This window comes from Rubinisphaera margarita, from assembly GCF_022267515.1.
Taxonomy (GTDB): Bacteria; Planctomycetota; Planctomycetia; order Planctomycetales; family Planctomycetaceae; genus Rubinisphaera; species Rubinisphaera margarita.
In genome coordinates this window covers 807,604-827,780 of record NZ_JAKFGB010000014.1, presented here as the reverse complement: position 1 = coordinate 827,780, position 20,177 = coordinate 807,604, and the positions used below count along the sequence as shown (strand labels likewise).

Sequence of the window (20,177 nt, the reverse complement as noted above, 5' to 3'; positions counted from 1 at the left end):
TGAGAACAGGAATCCGATGTACGAGGAATTTCCCGCCATTCTGGCGACGGATCTCGATGGCACCCTGATCCCTCTGGAGAACGATCAGGACAACGTCCGTGATCTGCAAATGTTGCGCCGAAAGCTGCAGGAGCACCGTGTGCCGCTCGTGTATGTAACCGGCCGCCATCTCGAATCGGTTCTCGAAAAACAGCGTGAGCATCAGCTGCCCCAGCCGGAGTGGATCGTTTGCGATGTCGGCACCACGATCTGCGAACGAAGCGATGACGACACGTTCAAACCTCTGCAAGCTTACATGGACTATCAGGACACGATCGTTCAGGAGTATCCGCGCGATCGGCTTCAAGCGGAGTTCCAGTCGATCGGCGATCTCGTCTTGCAGGAAGAGGTCAAACAGGGTCCGTTCAAGCTCAGCTACTATGTCAACCAGGAGGCGATGCCAGCCACCGAACGGGCGATCAGCGAGCGACTGCACGCGGACAATGTTCCCTGGACAATGATCGCCAGCATCGATCCGTTCAACGGGGATGGACTCATCGATCTGTTGCCGCGAGAGGTCTCGAAAGCCCACGCACTGCAATGGTGGGCCGACCGCTTCGGCATCGATCTGTCGAAGGTTGTGTTCGCGGGCGACTCCGGGAACGACTACGCCGCATTCATCAGCGGCTTCCGCGCCATCCTGGTCAACAACACCGACGCCCGGATTGTCCAACAGGTGCGGGAAGAACACGAGCGTCGTGGCTTGACCAGTCATGCCTATCACGCGAACGCCCGAGCGACGAGCGGCGTGCTGGAAGGCTGCCACGCTTATGGGGTGTTTCCTCACCCCGAGTAGTACCTGCGACGATCCGGGTTACCGTTTCGTTTTCTCTGGAGGGTTACGGCTTCGCCTGTCCCAGTCTCTGAGTATCAACTGACGTCGAACAATCGGACCGCAATAACGCGAACAGGCCGCCCATCAAAGGCGGCCTGTTGTCTTCAGTCGCTGGAGTGGACTTCGCGGACCCGCGAAGTTTCTCGCTTGTCAATTATTAGTAGTTGCAGGTGTTGCAAGGAACCGGCACGCGGCGGACCACGGTCTGGGGGACCATTCTGCAGACGGCGACCTGAACCTCACGTTCAACGGGAACCGGGACGCAAACCGTGTAGTCGACAGTCCGCTCTTCCGGGACGCAGTCGTAAACGGTGTACTGCTCTTCGCGAGTTTCAGTACGCGGGACCAGCTCGGTATAGTGAACCACGCGCTGATGGGTTTCCTGCACGTAGCGACAAACCCGCACAGTGCGTTCCGCCTGGCGCTGAACCATCCGGCAGACCGTGTAGTTGTACTCGACTTCTTCGGGCACATGACGACAGACCCGCTGGGTGCAGGTCCGGGTTTCCGGCTTGTAGCTTGTCGTGCAGTAACGGTATTCCTGATCGACATAAACCGGACGGCACACGGTGTAAGGAATCTGCTTTTCCACCAGGTTCGGGCGCCACACGCGGCAGGTCATCGGACGGCAGGCCATGTGGCCACTGAGGCCGCAGGGATCGCAACCAAGTCCACAGGGCGCCGAAACGCACTGCTCTTCCCAGCAACCCTGATCGACGCAGATCGAACGCATCTCGGTTGTGGGCTGCATGTGACACACTTTGCGAACGCCGGTGTGCCATTCCGTATGAGGCACCATGACGGTGTATTCACGCTGCACGTCTTCGTAAACCGGTCGATGAACAGTCCGGGTGGCGGTCCGCTGTTCGTAAACTGGTTCGCAGTACGTGTACGGCACCTGCTTTTCTTCGTAGACTGGACGGCAGGTCACGTGAGGAACCGTCCGTTCTCGCTGCACGCGATCGCAAACCGTGTACTGGACCTGACGTGTTTCGACACGCGGGACCTGACGGTAAACGGTCACCGTCCGCTGACGAACTTCCGGCTTGTACTGCGTGGTCACGATCCGCCGCGTTTCGTAGCTCGTCTGAGGAACCATCACAGTGCATTCAACGTCCTGGTAGGCAGGCTCGCAGCATGCATCGAGGGCGGGACCACAGGGACCGTAAGCATCGTCGAAGCAGCCGTAGTTGCTGCATCCATAGTTCCACAGACGACAGGCTCGTCGCCGGCCAGCATCTGCCGACGTTGTTGCCAGAAGCATGCAGGCGACAACGCCTGTCATGACAGCAGTTCTGAATCTCATCGTGACCTCGCTCTACAGACTGTTAATCCAGGGGTTCGCGCAATTCCTGACAAGCTGCGCAGTTTGTACAGTCAGAATAGCAGGGATTATCGGCAATACCAGCGTAAACGAACCAAAGCGCCAAGGTTAACATTTGAAGCCGAGGCGCACGAAAAACCGCGAGACCGAGTTCTGGCTCGATCGCGCGGTGGTTCTATTGAAATGGTTCAGAGCAATCGGCGGCTACAGACCGACTTTAATGCTGTACTCAGCAGCCGGGCTTTTTCCTTTGCGAATCACAGCCTTGATCGCCGAAGGCTCATACGTCGCGGTATCAATCCGCAGCAGAAGCCGATGCGAGCCTTGAGAAACATTCACGTTCTGCAGTTGCTCGACGGGAACGCGCTCATCATCCACCCAGACGGTCAACCCCTGTTGACCAGGCAGGTCGATCGCGATATTCCCGGGAACGGTCACATCGAAATCAGCCATCAGGAAGACGACGCTGTTCCTGGCAATCGACTTCGCTTCACCAACCGGAATCTCGCCAGAGGCGTAAGCATAAATCGGCTGCCACTTCTCCGGGGCATATTCGAAGAGCATGTTGCGGACGGAATCGTCATCAAACAGTTCGCCGGTCACCTTTCCAGGGGGACGCGGATAGATCCGCCAGCGATAGACAGTCGGATCCGCCGACATCGTGTAGCCGGAATCCTTGCCGAGAGCCGAGAGGTACCGGACCAGATCGAGAAACTCCTGATGCGTCAGGAACTTTGTCAGGCCCGAAGGCATCAGCGAATCACCCTCCTTCTCGAACTCAATGTCGTCGACGGCGATCGTCTTTTCTTTCCCCTGAGCATCGCGGAGAATAATCCGGTCGTCGTCCTGATCGACGACAATTCCGGTGTGCTGAAGCCCATCGATGTCGAGAATCATGAGCGTCTTGTACGCTTCTTTAATCGCCTGGCTGGGGAAGAGCAGCGAGTTGGCGAGGTAATCGATCGGCGAGCTGCCGCCGATGGCGCTCAGATCCGGACCGATTTCTCCGCCGGCCTTGCCGATGGCGTGACACTTATAACAGTTCAGCTCCTCGCGGCGGAAAATCTTCTCGCCACGAGCCGCGTCGCCATGCTTCTGAACTTCCTGGGCCAGCTGGGCCAGCTCTTCCTTGGTCATCGGTTCGGTCGTGGCATTCAATCCGGCGGCCGCGGAAAGAGGATTCGAAAGCGCTTCATCGTTCCGGCCAGCCGTCAGCATCGATCGCAGGGCCAGTTTGGCGACATCGGCCGAGATCTCCTGTTGAGCAACCGCCTGCCCCAGCTTCTCAGGCCCCCCCTGACGATCCAGAAACGGCTGGATCACGGAGTTCAGATTGTCACGGGGACTGGCATCCGCCAGAAACTGAGCAGCGGCCGAGGCGGCTGCGTCGACATTGAGTCCGGCCAGAGCCCGAATTGCTTCGGCTCGCACCGACTTGGAATGCTTCCCGGACGTAAGCGACTCAATCACGCTCCGCGCCTCCGCCCCACCGAGATCAGCGAGGGCATCGAGAATCACCCCGGTCAAACCTTTGGCCGAACCATCCTGCAGTCGTTTTTCCAGATCTCCGGCCAGCCCCTTCACCTGCCAGAGCCCGACGAGTTGAATCAGTTGCCGCTGCAGAGAGACGTCTTTCGATTCGATCGCTCTGTCAAGTACCGTCGAGAGCTGGGAGAGATCGCCGGCAGGCTTGATCTTACGATCCCGTGTTGTCTGGGCGAGGGTCTGAAAAGCCGCCAGACGTGTCTTGGGCGAAAAGTCGTTGCAGGCTTTTTCAAAGACCGTCTGCAGATCCTCCGCATCGCCCCGTTTGCTGATGAGTTCAACGACAAGCGGATACCGGGCTTCGGGCAGCCGATCGCTGTCGAGCAGACGAATCATCGGCGCAACGGAGGGGTTCTGAGCCAGAGCGAAAGTCGGCAGGGCCAACAGTCCAACAAGGAGGCCAGGGACGAATTTTCGACGCAAAGAGATCACGAATAACTCCTGGGGGAGAACACTGCAGGTGGGAAATCGGAACAACGGTGACTCGCACAGCTGCGAGAGCTGACACTCTCCGTTTATACGGGCGTTCCCGGACGATGGCAAACCTCAACGCCGCCATACATCAGGAATCCCTGATGCATAATAGGCCGATTACTCCCGTTCGTCGAGTTGGGCCTTCAGTTCATCGCGTTCCCGGCGGGTCACCTCAAGGTCGAACATCAGATATTTAATGTCCAGACGCAGTTGTGCCAACGCTTCCTGCACGAGATTGAGAATCCGCCGGCGACGACGGACACAGTCGACCACCTGGTCGTAGCTGTCCATCAGTTCCTTCTGCACAGACAACGGCATTTTATGCAGGTGCCGTCCCAGCTCAACCAGTTCCCGAGGGAGGGTTTCCGTGTCTTTGCCTTCGAAGCGGGAATGATTGGACAGCATGGCACTGATCCTGTTCGTTCAGGTGACCGGACAAATCCGAGCCCTCAACGTTGGTAAACGAATGGTCTTGTGTTTCAATCTCAACGGAAATCCGACCAAACGCTCCAGACGGATGGTGTTGTCGGTACCCGACCGTGTCTGATACACTTCGGACGCCCCCGAGGTGCGGGACATGAAGGACGAGATCTTGGCACCCGGAGCAAATCGCGGCAAGTTCTCCCGACGTCCCGAGGACGCGGATCGAACGAGCCCCGATCCCTCGGTTCCGTTTATACAGATCAAATCGATTCTGCATGCGGCTATGACCGAAGTCCAGTCTGTTCTGACGGAATCTAACGATTGTTCCGACATCTCTGTGGCTGGACAGAGAGTCAGATAACAAGCTCAGGGACGAGCAGTTGTGAATCGGCGCTTCCTGGATTCTGATCGTCTGTTGAACAGTCGACGATTCTTAACTGACTGCCACCGAACCGCTTGCGGTTTGAGAGGCGGCATGCTTCTCGCATTGCGCGTGCTCGCACTACTGTTGACGCTCTGTCCATTCGTCGACGCTGAGGAATACACCAACAAATTCGAAGGCGACGAAGTCAGCTGCAAGGTCTTCTTCGACGACCAGCGAGTTCAGCTTCGCCTGCACGAGCGGACCAAGTCGCTCGCCTACTCCGGCCAGGGGGCAGAACGCCTTCAGTTCATGACCCAGGACCAGAACGTTTCGGTCGTGCTCGAGTGTCCTGTTCAGCCGGCCCGCGTATTCGATGAACTCCGCCTCGAAGTCGCCGCCTACAGCAATCGTCCGGGAACCGAACTGGCAGCTCGCATCGTCTTTCCCAATCAGATCGATCCTGAAACCGGGCAGCCGGTTACACGGCTCATCATCGGCGACTCCCTCACCGAAGCGACCAAGTGGCAAAAGCTGACCTGCAGTACAAGCGACAGCGTTATCGCCAAACATCTCATTCTCTGGCGGGCTTCGATGAAGCCGCAGGAACTCGATCCGCGGGGCATGTATGTTGATCGGATCTACCTGCGTCAGAATCTCGGCAAGGGGATGACGGAGATCATGATCGACGATCTCCGGATGTCGCCGATCGTGAGTCCGAATATCGAGACTCAACAGGTTGTAACTCCGACCAGTGCCCGTCCGCAGGGGCCGCAGATCGATTTTCAGCTCGATTCACTCTCCGTCGATGGACGCGAAATCTTTCCGGTCATTCTCCCCTACCAGAAAGAGCCGACCGAGATGTTCGACCGGCTCGGGGCAAATGTCGTCTGGATCGATAATTATCTCAATCGCGATCTGATCCGAGAGCTTAATGAACGCGGCATCTGGGCGACTGCCTGGCCGCCCAGCGTAAAATCCGAGGAAGGCCAGATCCTCGATGCCGTGGAAGGGAGTCTGGCTCCGTTCGGTCCGGAAACCGACGGCATCCTGTTCTGGAATCTGGGTGTTCGCATCCAGCCGGACGCTCATCAACAGCTGCGACACTGGGTGCATCAGGTCAAATCGAGCGATCGTCGACAGAACCGTCCGGTGATGGCGGATGTCACCTCCGAAGAACTTGTCTTCTCACGCGATGTCGACCTGCTCGGGATCAGCAAACACATCCTGCAGACCCCATGCAGCATGCAGGGATATGCTCAGCATTTCGAGCGACGTATTCGCCGGGCGCGCCCCGGGACATTTGTGATGACCTGGCTGCAAACCGAACCGTCACGCGAGATCGCCGACTTCCGCCAGAACTCCGGACTCAGCCCGGCTGTGATCGAACCGGAGCAGATACGGCTGCAGACCTATCATGCGCTCTGCTCCGGCTGCCGCGGACTTGGATACTGGAACTGGACGCCGCTGAATGCCGAAGGCCCGGGGCTTGAAGAACGTCGCCTCGTGCTCGAACAGCTCATCACCGAACTCGACCTGCTCGAACCGTTTCTCGCCAACGGTGAAGTGATCGATCGATTCTCCCTGCCTTTGGGGCGAGCGATGGGTGGCAATCGCACGGTGGCAAGTCGAAGCGAATCGGGAGTGACGACCGAAGAACAACTGACCTGCGCGCTCGTTCGCAGTGAGCATGGTCTGGTGATCCTCATCTCAGCAGCCGAGGCCGATTCGCAGTATGTGCCTGGCCCCCTGGCCGCGAACGATCTCAAGGTCCTTGTCCGCAGCCTCCCGGAATCCGCTTTTCTCTGGCAGATCACGCCAACCGGATTGTGGCCCCTGGAAACGAGCCGCAAATCAGGCGGAACAGAGATCCGCATTCCCCGCTTCAACATGACAACCGCGCTCATGGTAGCGACCGATCAGGGGGTTGCTCAGGAAATGGAGCGGAAGATTCAGAAGATCCAGTCCCGCAGTGCCGATCTCTCCGTGCAACTGGCGGAAGCCAAACTGAATCGAGTCACTGAAGTGGACGCACAGCTGGCCAACCTCGGCGTCGGACTGCCGGAAGCTCCGCAGTTGCTCGATCAGAGCCGCCGCCTGATTGACGAAGCTCGCCTGTCGTGGCAGAAACAGCATTATCACCAGGCCCGCGACAACGCCGAAGTCGCCTGCCAGCTGATGCGGATCCTCCAGCGACTGCACTGGCAGCACGCTGTCCAGCATGTCTCCGCCCCCTCTTCGGTGCCACACACGGTCTGTTACCAGACGCTCCCCGATTACTGGGATCTCATCCAGCGTCTTGGAAAACAGGAAACGCCCGCAAACGCTTCGGTGATCCGATCGGCTTCGTTCGAGGACGCCAGCGCAATGCGAGTCGAAGGCTGGACCCGGGATCTGACGACGTCCGAACAGATCGTCGTTTATGATGCACTCGACCCGAGCAATGTTCGCGAAGGGGAGTACAGCCTGAGAATGGTCGCCGTTGCCGCGGAGAACCAGCACGTCACGAATACAGAGAATCCGTCGGTCCGCTATCAGTCGCCGCCCATCTCGGTGAAGTCGGGCGATCTGCTGCACGTGACCGGCTGGGTGCGACTTCCGCGGGACATCACCGACAGCCTCGAAGGCTTCCGCATCTACGACACACAATTCGGAGCGAGCTGTGCACTGCAGTGGACCGAAGAGACCGAATGGCATCAGTTCCAGATGCTGCGACCGATCTGGAAGCAGGAAGACCTGAAGCTCGTTCTCGAACTCCATGGCCTGGGCGATGTCGCCATCGACGACCTGAAAGTCCAGGTCCTGCCGCTCCCGCGGGGCAACACTCCGCCTCTGGCAACCGCTGAACCCGCCACCGACGAGCCCTCCAAATCGAGCAAACCGCTGGAACTGCTCAAGGGTCTACTCAAGTAGAACGCGTCATCGCCGTGGACTTCTCAACTCGAAGCCTCAGCGAGGACCACGACGAGACGTCCTCGCTCACGCTTCGGATTGAGATTCGCTGCATGGAACGCGCATTTGCCGGGATACGCCTGACGCTCAGGTCGACGAACTCGACAGACGTTGCAGGACAGCCAGAGCCTGCTGCTGCGACCAGAGTCCGTTGGAGAGATCGTGCACGGGAATCAAGCCGCCGACGATTCGGCGACAAAAGAAGTCAATCTGCCTGGAGACGCTGTTTCGTTCGTGAGTCAGGATCTCTCGAGCAGGTTCCGTCCCCTTGGCATCGTGATGCAACCAGCCCAGTTCTTCAGCCGAATAGATAGAAATCGCGCCCTGATCAGTGGCCAGTTCGAACCAGCGGTCGTCCGGTTGCAGGGAAAACTGCACATTGACCGTTGAGACCTCGCCCGTCCGGGAGGCTCTCTGGAGAACAAAGCGATCGAGCGGATCCTCGGCTGCCGAATCAATCTGGAACTCGTAACCGGGTAACAAATGCCGGAACCAGCCCATTGCCTCGGCAATGGTGGCGAGTTGAGACTCCAGTGCGGCTTCCCGCGACAGGAAGCGTGTCACCGTGACCGGTCGGCCCAGTTCGCTGGCGATCAGTTCCTGAGACCGCAGCCCGGCCGGGGCGTAACAAAAACGATTCTCAACCGCCGTGATCGCACCCGATTCGACGACCATCCGGCCGATCTCCGGCATAATGTCCTCGGGAATTGCCAGAGAATTGGCGACATAGACCGGCTTCTCTTCCCTGAGGCATTCGACAACCGGCAGGATTCCCGGCCAGCCGCTTCCGAGGACCAGCACGGCGTCAATGTCACTCCGGCGAATCAGCGAACGAAACGAGTGCGCCACGGTGGAGTTGATCAACCGGGCTGACTGTTCGGCGCAGTGCGCGACATAGTCGTAAATGCACTCGACCCGCACCCGTTTCTGCAGAGCTTCCAGAGCCGGCACGTACAGCTTTGCGAAGTCGGACCCGCTCGCTCCGATAATGCCCAGTTTGATCATACTCGCACCATCGCCGAAAAAAGAGGAACGCCCGCTATCGGAATCGATTTCAGTTCATTGTCAGTGAGAGATCGTGACGCCCAGCAGCTTCGCGAAATCACGCAGCCAGGCGGGATGAGCCGGCCAGGCCGGCGAAGTGACCAGATTGCCGTCAACGACCGAGGCATCGATCTCGGTGCTGACATACGTTCCGCCGGCGACTTTCACTTCCGGAGCACAGGCGGGATAAGCGGTGCAGCTGCGACCTTCGAGCACACCAGCGGCGGCCAGAATCTGCAATCCGTGGCAAACCGCCGCGACCGGCTTGTTGTCCTTCATGAAGATTCGCACGATTTCGAGCACACGCTCGTTGAGCCGCAGATACTCAGGAGCCCGGCCCCCGGGAATCAGCAGTCCGGCATAGTCCGCCGGATTGACGCTGTCGAAATCGGCTGTGAGCGTGAAATTGTGTCCCGGCTTCTCGGTATAGGTCTGATCGCCTTCAAAATCGTGAATGGCGGTCCGGACCTTGTCACCGGCTTTCTTGTCCGGGCAGACAGCATCGACCTGGAACCCGAGGGTCTGCAGCGTCTGGAACGGAACCATGATTTCGTAGTCTTCGACGAAATCGCCGGCAAGCAGAAGGATCTTTGGATCAGCCATGTCTAAGGGGTCACTCCATTCAGCTGGTGGCAGGCGAGGTGCGAAAGCGCGGGCAACCGGTCTGCAGCAGCTTTCGCAAAGCTAATGAAATCGGTCGTATTGACAATCGGGATATTCCCGAGCGGGTCACATTATTGTGATCGTCTCCGGTCGCTCCGTCAAATCCCATTTTCCCGCATGCTTGAAGCAGACTCGGGATTTCGGGACACTGGCGTCCATCCACTTCTCCTGTTTTTCAGTCAGGATTCGCTCTCATGCTTTGCTTTCGTTCTCTTGTCGGCCTTTCGATTCTCGGTTGCTGCCTCTCCCTCGGCTGCAACGATTCCGCTGTTCAGTCTCCCACTGCTCAGGAGAATTCGGCTCCCGCTCCCGCTGAGGAAAAGCGGCCGAATCTCGTGAAACGGAAGACGAAAGTCGTTCTCGACAAGAACAAGGCGATGGCCGAGAACCCGAATCTCGTCGTGACCGAGAACCGCGTTTCCGGGAATGATCCGCTGACGACGGTCCTTACCGGCTACATCTCCGCCTCTTCCCAGATCAATGTAATGAACATGAAACATCAGATCGATCTGATGAAAGCCGCTGACGACCGCTACCCGACGCACGAGGAATTCATGGCTATGATGGCTCAGCACAATATGGAGCTGAACGCCCTGCCCGACTATCAGAACTACGCCTACGACGACAAAACAGGCGAGTTTGTGATCCTCGAAGATCCAGAAGCCAAAGAAGCGTTCTACGAACAGGCGAAGTAAGCCCGAGGCCCGCTCGGTACAGCCGGCACCTTCGTTTCACTATCATGCCGGTCGACTCGCAGCCGCGTGCCTCTGTTGAATTTCATCGCATGTCGACCAACTCTTCTACCGACGACCTGACCTGGTTCGGGCGACGGACCGTCTGGGATTCCATCAACGTGATGGAGATCGGGCGTTTCCGCAGTCTGATCTGGCAGTTCGCGCTGCGGGATCTGAAAGTCCGCTATCGACAGACGCTCATCGGCGCTCTCTGGGCAGTCATTCAGCCCGTTGTCACTATGATCGTCTTCGGCATGCTGTTTTCGACACTCGATGGCCGTCCGACAACCAGCGGGCTGCCGTATGCCGTCACCTCGCTCTGCGCTCTGATTTTCTGGCAATTCGTAGCCACTTCCGTCGTCGCGGCGACGCAGTCGATTTCCATGAATGCTCAACTGGTGCAGAAGGTCTACTTTCCGAAAATCATTCTGCCGCTGGCCTCGATGATCCCTCCGCTGGTCGACCTGGCGATTGCAGCCGTCGTGCTGATCGGCGTGATGCTCTGGTACGGCGTCGGCGTTTCATTGCAGATTCTCTGGCTGCCCGTCATTGCTCTCGGACTGTTTCTCACCGCACTGGCGGCTGCGTTGTGGTTCTCGGCCATGAACGCCCTCTATCGCGACGTCCAATATACGGTGCCGTTTCTGATCAGTATCGGTCTGCTGGCCAGTCCGGTCACTTACGAGCTGGCCGCGGTCCTCGAACGCATGTCGCCCACGGTGCAGTTCGTTTATTGCCTGAATCCGTTTGTCGGACTGCTTTCGCTGATCCGCTGGTCGATCCTCGATACGACATTTCCCCCGCTGATTCCGCTGATCATTTCGGGCATCGGCACCACGATTCTGCTCCTGTCCGGCATCTACAATTTCGGCCGGATGGAACGCCTCTTTACGGATCGGGTGTGATGAGCGACGTCGTCATCCGCGCCGAGGGACTCGGCAAACAATTTCGTATCGGGAAGAAGCAGCCCTACAGCCGGTTGTCCGAAGTGCTGATGGGCTGGCTGACGGCTCCCTTCCGCCAAAGCCGGGACGGCGACTCTTCCAGCGAAACGACGTTCTGGGCTTTGAGAGACGTCGACTTCGAAGTCCACCGCGGCGACGTCGTCGGCATCATCGGACGCAACGGAGCCGGCAAGAGTACGCTGCTCAAAGTCCTGTCCCGCATCACGGAACCGACCTCGGGGCGATTCGGAATCAAAGGGCGAGTCGGCTCGCTGCTTGAAGTCGGGACCGGATTTCATCAGGAACTGACTGGTCGCGAGAACATCTATCTCAGTGGGACCGTGCTCGGCATGCAGCGGCACGAGATCGCTGCTCAGTTCGATGAGATCGTGGCGTTCGCCGGTCTCGAAAAGTTTCTCGATACGCCCGTCAAGCGGTACTCCAGCGGGATGCAGGTGCGACTCGGCTTCGCGGTCGCCGCCCATCTGCAGCCCGAGATTCTTATTGTCGATGAAGTACTTGCTGTCGGCGATGCCGAGTTTCAGCGGAAGTGCCTGCAGAAAATCAGCGATGTCGCCCACAGCGGACACACCATTCTGATCGTCTCGCACAGCATGATTTCGATCCAGCGGCTCTGTAACAAATGCCTCTGGCTGGAAGACGGCACCTCCACGATGTACGACGATGTCAACGCGGCCGTCGACAAATACCTGACCAGCTTCTGGCCAGCCGCTGATCAGACTTATCGCGAGTTCGAGCTCGATGAATCGAAGCCCGTTCAGCTCGCCCGAATTTCGCTGCACAACCAGAACGGCGATCCCGCGATCTCGTTCAGCTGCGACGAGCCGATCGGGATCGACATGGAGTTCGAAGTCCGTCGGGACATCGCCGGCGTCTACGGTTACCTGGAACTTGTCCGAGCGGACGGCCTGACCGTCCTCGTTTCGGACAGTCAGGATCTGGCCAGCAATCCATTCGCGACATTGCAGCCGGGTCGGCGAACGATCAGAATGACCGTGCCGCCACGGGTGCTCGGACACGGGGAATACAGCGTCTATCTCTCGCTGGCCAGCAGACGGGAAGAGACTTTCCAGGTCGATCTGCCGGGGAACACACTCGCGTTTCGCGTCAGCGATCTCCTGACCGCTCGCGGCGACAACCGGGGCGGTGTCGTCAGTACCCTGCTCGAATGGAAGCCGATCGACCTGTAGCGGCGGCATCTTGCCGCCGAATGGGCGTGGCCGGCGAAGATAGGAGTCGCGGATAGCCGCAGGCCTATCTCGGTGTTTTGGACGTTCGATGCTGAGATACGGCTTCGCCTATCCCAGCCGACATGTGTTGTCTTTCTCGGCGGCAGGATGCCGCCGCTACGATCAGGTGACCAGAACTGAAATTTGCAATTCATGAACTTCCCTTCCAACTCTTCAGTCCTTGTCACTGGCGGCACCGGCTCTTTCGGTCAGGCGTTGATCAGTCGTCTGGTCACCGACCATCCCGAAGTGACGAAGATCGTCATCTACTCCCGCGACGAGCTCAAGCAGTTCGAAATGCAGCAGCGGTTCCCGCGGGGCGAGTTTCCGCAGCTGCGGTTCTTCATCGGAGATGTCCGCGACCAGCCCCGACTTCGCCGCGCTCTCGATGGCATCGATTATGTCGTTCACGCCGCCGCCCTCAAACAGGTGCCCGCAGCCGAGTACAATCCGTTTGAATGCATTCAAACCAACGTCATGGGAGCTGAGAATCTGATCTCGGCTTCACTCGATCGCAATGTGAAGCGGGTCGTCGCTCTGTCGACTGACAAAGCCTGTGCTCCGATCAATCTCTATGGAGCGACGAAACTCTGTTCCGACAAACTCTTTCTCGCCGCCAATAACATGAAAGGGAAACGCGATCTGCGTCTCTCCGTCGTCCGATACGGCAACGTGATGGGCTCCCGCGGCTCGGTCATTCCGTTTTTCCTCAAGCAGAAGGAAACCGGCGTGCTGCCGATCACGGATCCGCGGATGACACGGTTCAACATTCTGCTCAGTCACGGCGTCGATCTCGTGCTGCATGCGATGGAAGCCTCTCTCGGCGGCGAACTCTGGGTGCCGAAGATTCCGTCGTATCGCATCGTCGATGTCGCTGAAGCCGTCGGCCCCGAGTGTGAACAGAAGGTTGTCGGGATCCGGGCCGGCGAGAAACTGCACGAAGAAATGATCACCGAAACCGATTCCCTTTCCACAATCGAAACCGACGACAATTACATCATGGTGCCGACGGCTCCATTCACGTCTCAGGAAGAAAACATCGCCCGCTTCGAGGAGCATCATCATGCCCGACGGGTTCCGGAAGGATTCCATTATCGCTCCGACAGCAACGACCGCTGGCTGAGCGTGGCGGAACTCCGCGAACTGATCGACACGGGGATGCACTAAGACATGCAGGGTGCGTCTTGACGCACCGGGGACTCCCTTTGGCCGAGTCTCATTTTGGTGCGTCAAGACGCACCCTACTTTTGCTGTTAGACACAAGTAACACCCCATGATTCCCTACGGCCGCCAGTCGATTTCTGAAGACGACATTGCTCGGGTTGCCGCTGCGCTTTCGGGGGACTGGCTGACGACCGGACCGACCGTCGCCGAGTTTGAAGAACAGTTCGCCGCCCGGCTCGGTGCGAAGCATGCGATCGCCGTCGCCAATGGAACCGCTGCTCTGCATCTGGCGATGCTGGCCGCTGAGATCGGTCCCGGACATCGAGTCCTCACCACGCCGAACACGTTCCTCGCTTCCGCCAATGCCGCCGCGTTCGTGGGAGCGACACCCGACTTCGCCGATATCGATCCCGTTTCGCTCTGCCTCGATCCTGATGCTCTTGCCGAACAATGGCAGCCCGACACGCGAGCCGTGGTCGCCGTCGATTATGCCGGCCAGACCGCCGACATGCCCGGCATCGCCAAGATTGCACGTCGGCACGGAGCGTTGATCATCGAAGATGCCTGCCATGCCATCGGCGGACGCTTCGAACACGACGGACAAACCTGGCCCGTCGGCAATCATCCCTGGGCCGACATGACAACCTACAGCTTTCATCCCGTCAAAACGATGACGACGGGTGAAGGAGGGATGATCGTCACCAACGACGACGTCCTCGCAGGCCGGCTGCGGCTGCTGCGGAATCATGGCATGACCCGCAATCCCGAGGACTTCACTGGCCTCAGCACCGACGAAGTTTTCGGCGAACAGGGGCCGTGGTATTACGAAATGCAGGCACTCGGCTACAACTATCGAATCACCGATCTGCAGTGTGCTCTGGGACTGAGTCAACTGCAGCGACTCGACGCCTTCATCGCCCGTCGACAGGAGATTGTTGCTCGCTACAACGACGCCTTTGCCGACGTTCCTCATCTGGAGAGCCCCGGACTGCGTAATCCAGCCGATGCCGAGCTGACTTCCTGGCATCTGTATACGGTTCGCATTGATTTCGCGGCCCTGCAGACCACACGAACGGAGTTCATGACGAAACTCCGCGAACGCGGGGTCGGCAGTCAGGTTTTATACATTCCGGTGCACCTCCAGCCGTGGTATCGTGAAACGTACGGCTACGGACCGGGCAAATGTCCAAATGCTGAGGCGATCTATCCACAGCTGTTGAGTCTGCCGCTGTTTCCAGCGATGACCGAAGACGATGTCGCCACGGTGATCACGGAAGTCCGCCGTCTGATGGAGGAAACATAATGGAAGGCCGCCCGCACACTGTCGCCATCATTCAGGCTCGAATGACCAGCACCCGCCTGCCGGGCAAGGTGCTCAAGCCGCTGCTCGGGGAGCCGATGCTCTGCTGGGTCGTCGAACGTCTGAAACGGGCCCGCACGCTCGATCGCATCGTGATCGCCACCACGACCGACCCGGAAGATGACGCCATCGTCGCCCAGTGCCAGCTGCACAACTACCCCTGTTATCGCGGCAGCCGGGACGATGTTCTCGACCGCTACTACCACGCGGCGACCGACTTCCAGGCCGAAACCATCGTCCGCATCACCTCCGACTGCCCCCTGATCGACCCGGACCTCGTTGACGAAGTCGTCGAACTCTACCACAGCGCCCGCCCGGAGTGCGATTACGCGTCGAATGCCATTCCGGTCCGCACGTTCCCTCGTGGACTCGACTGCGAGGTCTTTTCTTATGATGCTCTCGGCATCGCTCGAAAAGAAGCTGATGAGCCCGCCCAGCGAGAACACGTGACCCCCTATCTGTATCAGAACCACGAGCAGTTCTCGTTGCGTTCTTTTCAGAATCCAGTCGACCATTCGTCCTGGCGATGGACAGTCGACACTCCCGAGGACTTTGAACTCATCGAACGCATCTGTCAAAGCCTTGAAGATCGGTTCGCGAACTGGCAGACCATTCTGACACTTTGCCAGGACCATCCAGACTGGGCGAAGCTCAATGCACACGTCGAACAGAAGAAACTCTAGCTTTCATGAACGAACCGAAGCCGATCCATCTCATTCCGATTGTTTCCCTAGAAGTCGAAGATCAGATGAAGGTCCGCGAACTCCGCAATGAAGCGGAAGTTCGACGCTGGATGTTCACCGATCACGAAATCAGTGTGAACGAACATCTGTTGTGGATCAGCCGGCTCAAAAAGGACGATTCGCAGATTGTCTTTGCAGTCCTGAATGACGACCGCCAACCACTCGGCGTGATCAGCGTCACAAAAATCGATCGGGCGAATCTGCGAGCCGAACGCGCATACTACCTGACAGCATCTGCACGCGGCGGACTTGGTTCCGCCATCGAGTATCATTTTCTGAACTTCATTTTCGAGACCCTGCAGATTGAAAAACTGAACTGTGAAGTGCTCGAAGGCAATGAAGTCTCGCTGAACATGCACCACAAATTTCTTTTCGTCGACGAAGGCTTTCGGCGATCCGAGATCGTGAAACACGGTGAGCGGCTGGGCGTTCATTTCGTTGGCCTGACACGAGACGAGTGGCTCGCTGAACGGGACACCGTGCTCGAACGTTCGCGAGAAAAAATTGAACGATTCCAGGTCCGAATCGAATGGAACGGTGAGGGCGAGAATGGCGTTGTGCCCAAGGCGATTGATCAGATCGAAGCGGCGCGGGCTCGAAATAACGTAAACTGGATGAATATTATGCGGCTCGCCTTGGAAAAATCGCCCGACATTGCGGTTCCGATTGTTTCCGAGATCAAAAAGATCGACCGCGAGATTTCCGGTCTGACTGAAAAACTCGAAGAAGAGAACTCATGACGTCTGGGTTCGCTGGACGGACGCGGATGACGTTCACCAATCTATTGGGCGGACCTGATCAATCACTTCACCCGCGCTGCTGACAGCTCAGCAGTGGCACCCCTCGAAATTGAATCAAGTGGATGAGTCTGTTAAGCAACCAGCGGGTCCTGATTATCGCCGAATTGTCGGCCAATCATAATCATAGTTACGAACGAGCCGTCGAGCTGGTGCAAGCGGCGAAGGCAGCCGGTGCCGATGCCGTCAAACTGCAGACATACACGGCAGACACCATCACCGTGAAATCAGATCGTCCCGAGTTTCTGATTCACGGCGGCCTCTGGGATGGGCGACAGCTCCATGATCTCTATCAGGAAGCTTACACGCCCTGGGAGTGGCAACCGAAGCTGAAGGAAGTCGCGGAGAGCCTGGGGATGCCGCTGTTCAGTACGCCATTCGATCACACAGCGGTGGACTTTCTTGAAGCGATGGATGTGCCGGCGTACAAAATCGCATCGTTTGAACTGGTGGATATCCCGTTGATCCGACGGGTGGCGGCGACGGGGAAGCCGCTCATTATGTCGACCGGAATGGCCTCGATCGATGAAATTGATGATGCGGTGACCGCTGCCCGGGATGCGGGAGCGAAGGAGATCGCTCTTCTCAAATGCACGAGCGCGTACCCGGCTCTTCCGGAAGACGCCAACCTGCTGACGATCCCGAATCTCGCGACGCGCTTCGGCGTCATCCCGGGATTGTCCGATCATACGCTGGGAACGACCGTCCCGATTGCCGCGGTTACTCTCGGAGCACGCGTTATCGAGAAACACTTTACGCTTGCCCGTTCCGATGGCGGACCGGACGGAGCCTTTTCGCTGGAACCGGCCGAGTTTCGCGAGATGGTCGACGCCGTGCGAATCGCCGAAAAAGCACTCGGAGAAGTCTCGTACCGAAGATCGGCCGCCGAGGAAGGGAGCTTGAAGTTTCGTCGGTCCCTCTATGTCGTGAAAGACGTGAAGGCAGGAGAAACGATTACCACACAGAACGTGCGATCGATCCGACCTGCCGACGGTCTTTCCCCAAAACACTGGGACACGGTCATGGGACGAACACTCAGCGTGGATGTCCCGGCGAATACGCCGCTCGACTGGTCCATGATCTCTTCCTAGCGTTTGTTATTCTGGCATGGTTAATTTCAGTTCGTTCATCCGAATCATGGCTCTGGCCTGTGTGCTGCTCGCCGGGGGGGGCACGTCGTGTTTGTGGGCCGAGAGCCTGACGAACGAGATGTGTCCGGTGATGACCGATCGGAAAGTGGACCGCGAGATCTTCATCGAACGTGGTGACACGAAGATTTATTTCTGCTGTGAGATCTGTCGCGCGGAATTCGGCGACAATCCCGATGAGTACGTCGCGAATCTTCCTCCCGCACTGCGGCACGTCGTCGAGAGTGACAGCAAATCGTTTCCGTCCAGCCGGAATTCCTCCTCGCTCAGCCGAACGTGGCACCGATTCCAAACGTTGCCCATCTGGTCTCCCGCGGACTACTTCTCCGGAGTTCCTTACTGGCCGGTTCTGATTCTGGTCAGCCTCATCGTGATCGTCTGGGTCCTGGCTCTTCCGATTGGAACGACGTTCCGGCGACGTTATCTCTCAATCGGTCTGGCGGCTCATTGCACCGCCTATCTCATTCTGATCACGGCGAGCCTTCAGTTCCTGCTGATCGCACTGGCCTACCGCCAGATTTCGCACGAGAACGCCGCGAGCTACTCAGGAATCGGTCCCGCCATCGAGCGAGAAGGCGTTGCTCCGCAGGCGGCTCGGATGCATCAGGAGATGCACTATCATTTCGGGAATCCCCCACAACCGCCCTTCCCCACCGATGACGGTCCGGCACTGGAGAAACGGTATTATCGGGGGAACGACGAGCGCGATCCCGAGTTGTTCAACGGCGGAAACTACCTCACCTGCACCTTTGATGTCGCCGTGGTGGATGATGCGGGGACGGTCCTGACGCCCGGTGCCGCCCGCCCGGAGAAATGCTCCCTCAAGCTGACGATCACCCGCGCTCCCTTCACAGCCGATGTTCTCTATTCGGATCGTATCATGGAACACGTGTTCGCGACGAAGCAGTACGAACTGCCGGGCCTTCTGGCGGCATCTGATCGGGTCAATTTGAAGTCGGTGAAAAAGGATCAGGTCTGGGAACTCAGGTATCCCCTCGAAGCCGACGTTCCATCCGGCGAGATCTATCTCTGGCATTTGAATCTCTGGGGAGCGGACTCTGTTCCGCTGCTGCACTACGCCATTCATTACAATCTCGAGACGGTTGACGGAGTCATCGGCGAAGCAGCCAACGTGCAGTTCGGTGCTCTGCGTCTGACCACTCCCGTCATTCGGTATCAAATGCCCATCGAGGAATGGCTTCGCACCACCCCGTTTCCGGAACTTCAGAGCCCCGGCCCCGCCGATCCGAAAAAGCTGGGTATTGATGAGCACGTCAAACATGTCGAGTGACGCGCCCCCGAAACCGAGCCACCTGATCGAACCGCCGTACTGCTCGGCGAGTTTTCTGGACCTCCCCGTTCGGGCGGAAGTTCCTCCGGTGGAGCTGTGGAGAACCCGCAATGAAGCCGACTACTACGGGGCTTCGTTCAATATCGCGAATCATCTGGGACGCAAGCGGGTGCCGCACAGTTATGCGGAGTGGACGCACGGCTGGATCAATATGTTCCCGGTCATTCATCCCGAGTTGATCGTCGATTCCGACTGTCAGCAGCGGCGGTGGAAAACATATCTGGTGCACACGGCCGAGAATGCGAAGCTGCTGCAAGATCACGGCTACACGAATGTCGAAGCCGTGGGAATGCCGTATCTCTATGCGGCTGCTCTCCCCGCCATTGAGCGGCGACTGGGGACGCTGCTGGTGATGCCGACCCACGGAATCGACCAGGGAGAACTCTCGCAGGATCAGCGAACCTATGTGGATGCGATTCTCGATCTGCGAACGGACTTCGAGACGATCTGCTTCTGTCTGCACGAGCATACGGTTCGTTCGGAAGGGCTGACGGAACATCTCGACCGCCACGGCATTCCGTGGGTGCAGGGGGCGGGGGCGAAGGATCGGCAGTCGCACAATCGGCTGCGGGTGCTGTTTCGCAGCTTTGAGTTCATGACCACCAACGCACTTGGCTCACAGATTCCCTATGCGACGAGCGAAGGGAGCCGCGTCAGCCTCTGGGGCGACTTCTACAGTCGCACGCAAGGCGAACTGGCCGACACACTGATCTACCGCACCTACCCGCAGATTCTTGATCATATCGCTCCCCTGCTGGGAGAAGAGTTCGCCCGGGAACGCCTCGGTTGGGGCTTCGTCGATCATCCCGCACAGGCGGTCACCGCAGTCGACTGGGGACGGAAGGAACTGGGAGCGGAGAATCAGCGCGACCCGGCGGAACTGGCCCGGTATCTGGGATGGAGCTGGCTCGATCAGCGCTACTACGGAGCCCGAAAGTTTGCCAAAGACTGGACCGCGTTCACCAAGTACCAGATCAACAAGCGAATCCTGCGACGAATCCCTCCAACCAGCTGAAGCCGGCGGCA

At 58.3% G+C, this 20,177-nt stretch carries 17 protein-coding genes; 12 read left to right on the top strand and 5 right to left on the bottom strand.

Annotation, left to right across the window (positions count from 1 at the left end; genetic code table 11):
* Positions 1-16 precede the first annotated feature (16 nt).
* Positions 17-835, top strand: a complete 819-nt coding sequence (locus L1A08_RS16145; RefSeq protein WP_238757479.1) for an HAD-IIB family hydrolase — start codon at positions 17-19, stop codon at positions 833-835.
* A 196-nt stretch (positions 836-1,031) separates the two neighbouring features.
* On the opposite strand, the gene L1A08_RS16140 is transcribed toward L1A08_RS16145, so the two are convergent.
* The 3 genes from L1A08_RS16140 to L1A08_RS16130 form a co-directional block, all read right to left on the bottom strand.
* Positions 1,032-2,180 carry a hypothetical protein gene (locus L1A08_RS16140; RefSeq protein ID WP_238757478.1) on the bottom strand — a complete coding sequence of 383 codons (1,149 nt, stop codon included), beginning with the start codon at positions 2,178-2,180 and terminating at the stop codon, positions 1,032-1,034.
* 222 nt (positions 2,181-2,402) lie between these two features.
* Positions 2,403-4,175, bottom strand: a complete 1,773-nt coding sequence (locus tag L1A08_RS16135) for a c-type cytochrome (RefSeq protein WP_238757477.1) — start codon at positions 4,173-4,175, stop codon at positions 2,403-2,405.
* A gap of 159 nt (positions 4,176-4,334) precedes the next feature.
* The gene (locus L1A08_RS16130; protein WP_238757476.1) at positions 4,335-4,622 is read right to left on the bottom strand and encodes a transcriptional regulator; all 288 of its coding nucleotides are present in this window, start codon (positions 4,620-4,622) and stop codon (positions 4,335-4,337) included.
* Between the two features lie 493 nt (positions 4,623-5,115).
* Here L1A08_RS16130 and L1A08_RS16125 point away from each other — a divergent pair, with 493 nt between their 5' ends.
* Positions 5,116-7,914 (top strand): hypothetical protein, encoded by a 2,799-nt coding sequence (locus L1A08_RS16125; RefSeq protein WP_238757475.1) that lies wholly within the window; start codon positions 5,116-5,118, stop codon positions 7,912-7,914.
* A 126-nt stretch (positions 7,915-8,040) separates the two neighbouring features.
* Here the strand turns inward: L1A08_RS16125 and L1A08_RS16120 are convergent, their stop codons facing one another.
* Together L1A08_RS16120 and L1A08_RS16115 are read right to left on the bottom strand one after the other, a co-directional pair.
* On the bottom strand, positions 8,041-8,958 hold the full coding sequence (locus L1A08_RS16120) for a hypothetical protein (protein ID WP_238757474.1): 918 nt from the start codon (positions 8,956-8,958) through the stop codon (positions 8,041-8,043).
* Positions 8,959-9,018: 60 nt separating this feature from the next.
* Positions 9,019-9,600: a DJ-1/PfpI family protein gene (locus tag L1A08_RS16115; protein ID WP_238757473.1), complete on the bottom strand. Its 582-nt coding sequence runs from the start codon at positions 9,598-9,600 to the stop codon at positions 9,019-9,021.
* 254 nt (positions 9,601-9,854) lie between these two features.
* Between L1A08_RS16115 and L1A08_RS16110 the strand changes: the two genes are divergently transcribed.
* From L1A08_RS16110 to L1A08_RS16065, 10 genes are all read left to right on the top strand, one after another.
* Complete coding sequence (locus L1A08_RS16110; RefSeq protein WP_238757472.1) at positions 9,855-10,355, top strand: hypothetical protein; 501 nt, start codon at positions 9,855-9,857, stop codon at positions 10,353-10,355.
* Between the two features lie 89 nt (positions 10,356-10,444).
* Entirely contained in the window at positions 10,445-11,299 is an 855-nt protein-coding gene (locus L1A08_RS16105) for an ABC transporter permease (RefSeq protein ID WP_238757471.1), read from the top strand.
* Positions 11,299-12,549, top strand: a complete 1,251-nt coding sequence (locus L1A08_RS16100; protein ID WP_238757470.1) for an ABC transporter ATP-binding protein — start codon at positions 11,299-11,301, stop codon at positions 12,547-12,549. Before L1A08_RS16105 ends, L1A08_RS16100 begins: the two co-directional genes overlap by 1 nt.
* A 192-nt stretch (positions 12,550-12,741) precedes the next feature.
* A complete protein-coding gene (gene pseB, locus L1A08_RS16095) occupies positions 12,742-13,755 on the top strand; it encodes a UDP-N-acetylglucosamine 4,6-dehydratase (inverting) (protein ID WP_238757469.1) in 1,014 nt (337 codons plus the stop codon).
* A gap of 106 nt (positions 13,756-13,861) precedes the next feature.
* Positions 13,862-15,055, top strand: a complete 1,194-nt coding sequence (gene pseC / locus L1A08_RS16090; protein WP_238757468.1) for a UDP-4-amino-4,6-dideoxy-N-acetyl-beta-L-altrosamine transaminase — start codon at positions 13,862-13,864, stop codon at positions 15,053-15,055.
* Positions 15,055-15,795 (top strand): cytidylyltransferase domain-containing protein, encoded by a 741-nt coding sequence (locus L1A08_RS16085; protein ID WP_238757467.1) that lies wholly within the window; start codon positions 15,055-15,057, stop codon positions 15,793-15,795. The genes pseC and L1A08_RS16085 overlap by 1 nt, the downstream gene beginning before the upstream one ends.
* A gap of 5 nt (positions 15,796-15,800) precedes the next feature.
* Positions 15,801-16,595: a UDP-4-amino-4,6-dideoxy-N-acetyl-beta-L-altrosamine N-acetyltransferase gene (pseH, locus tag L1A08_RS16080; protein WP_238757466.1), complete on the top strand. Its 795-nt coding sequence runs from the start codon at positions 15,801-15,803 to the stop codon at positions 16,593-16,595.
* A 122-nt stretch (positions 16,596-16,717) separates the two neighbouring features.
* Positions 16,718-17,743 (top strand): pseudaminic acid synthase, encoded by a 1,026-nt coding sequence (gene pseI / locus L1A08_RS16075; protein ID WP_238757465.1) that lies wholly within the window; start codon positions 16,718-16,720, stop codon positions 17,741-17,743.
* 16 nt (positions 17,744-17,759) lie between these two features.
* Positions 17,760-19,091, top strand: coding sequence for a hypothetical protein (locus L1A08_RS16070; RefSeq protein ID WP_238757464.1), 1,332 nt, complete (start codon positions 17,760-17,762; stop codon positions 19,089-19,091).
* Positions 19,066-20,166, top strand: a complete 1,101-nt coding sequence (locus L1A08_RS16065) for a hypothetical protein (protein ID WP_238757463.1) — start codon at positions 19,066-19,068, stop codon at positions 20,164-20,166. Before L1A08_RS16070 ends, L1A08_RS16065 begins: the two co-directional genes overlap by 26 nt.
* The last annotated feature ends 11 nt before the right edge of the window (positions 20,167-20,177 follow it).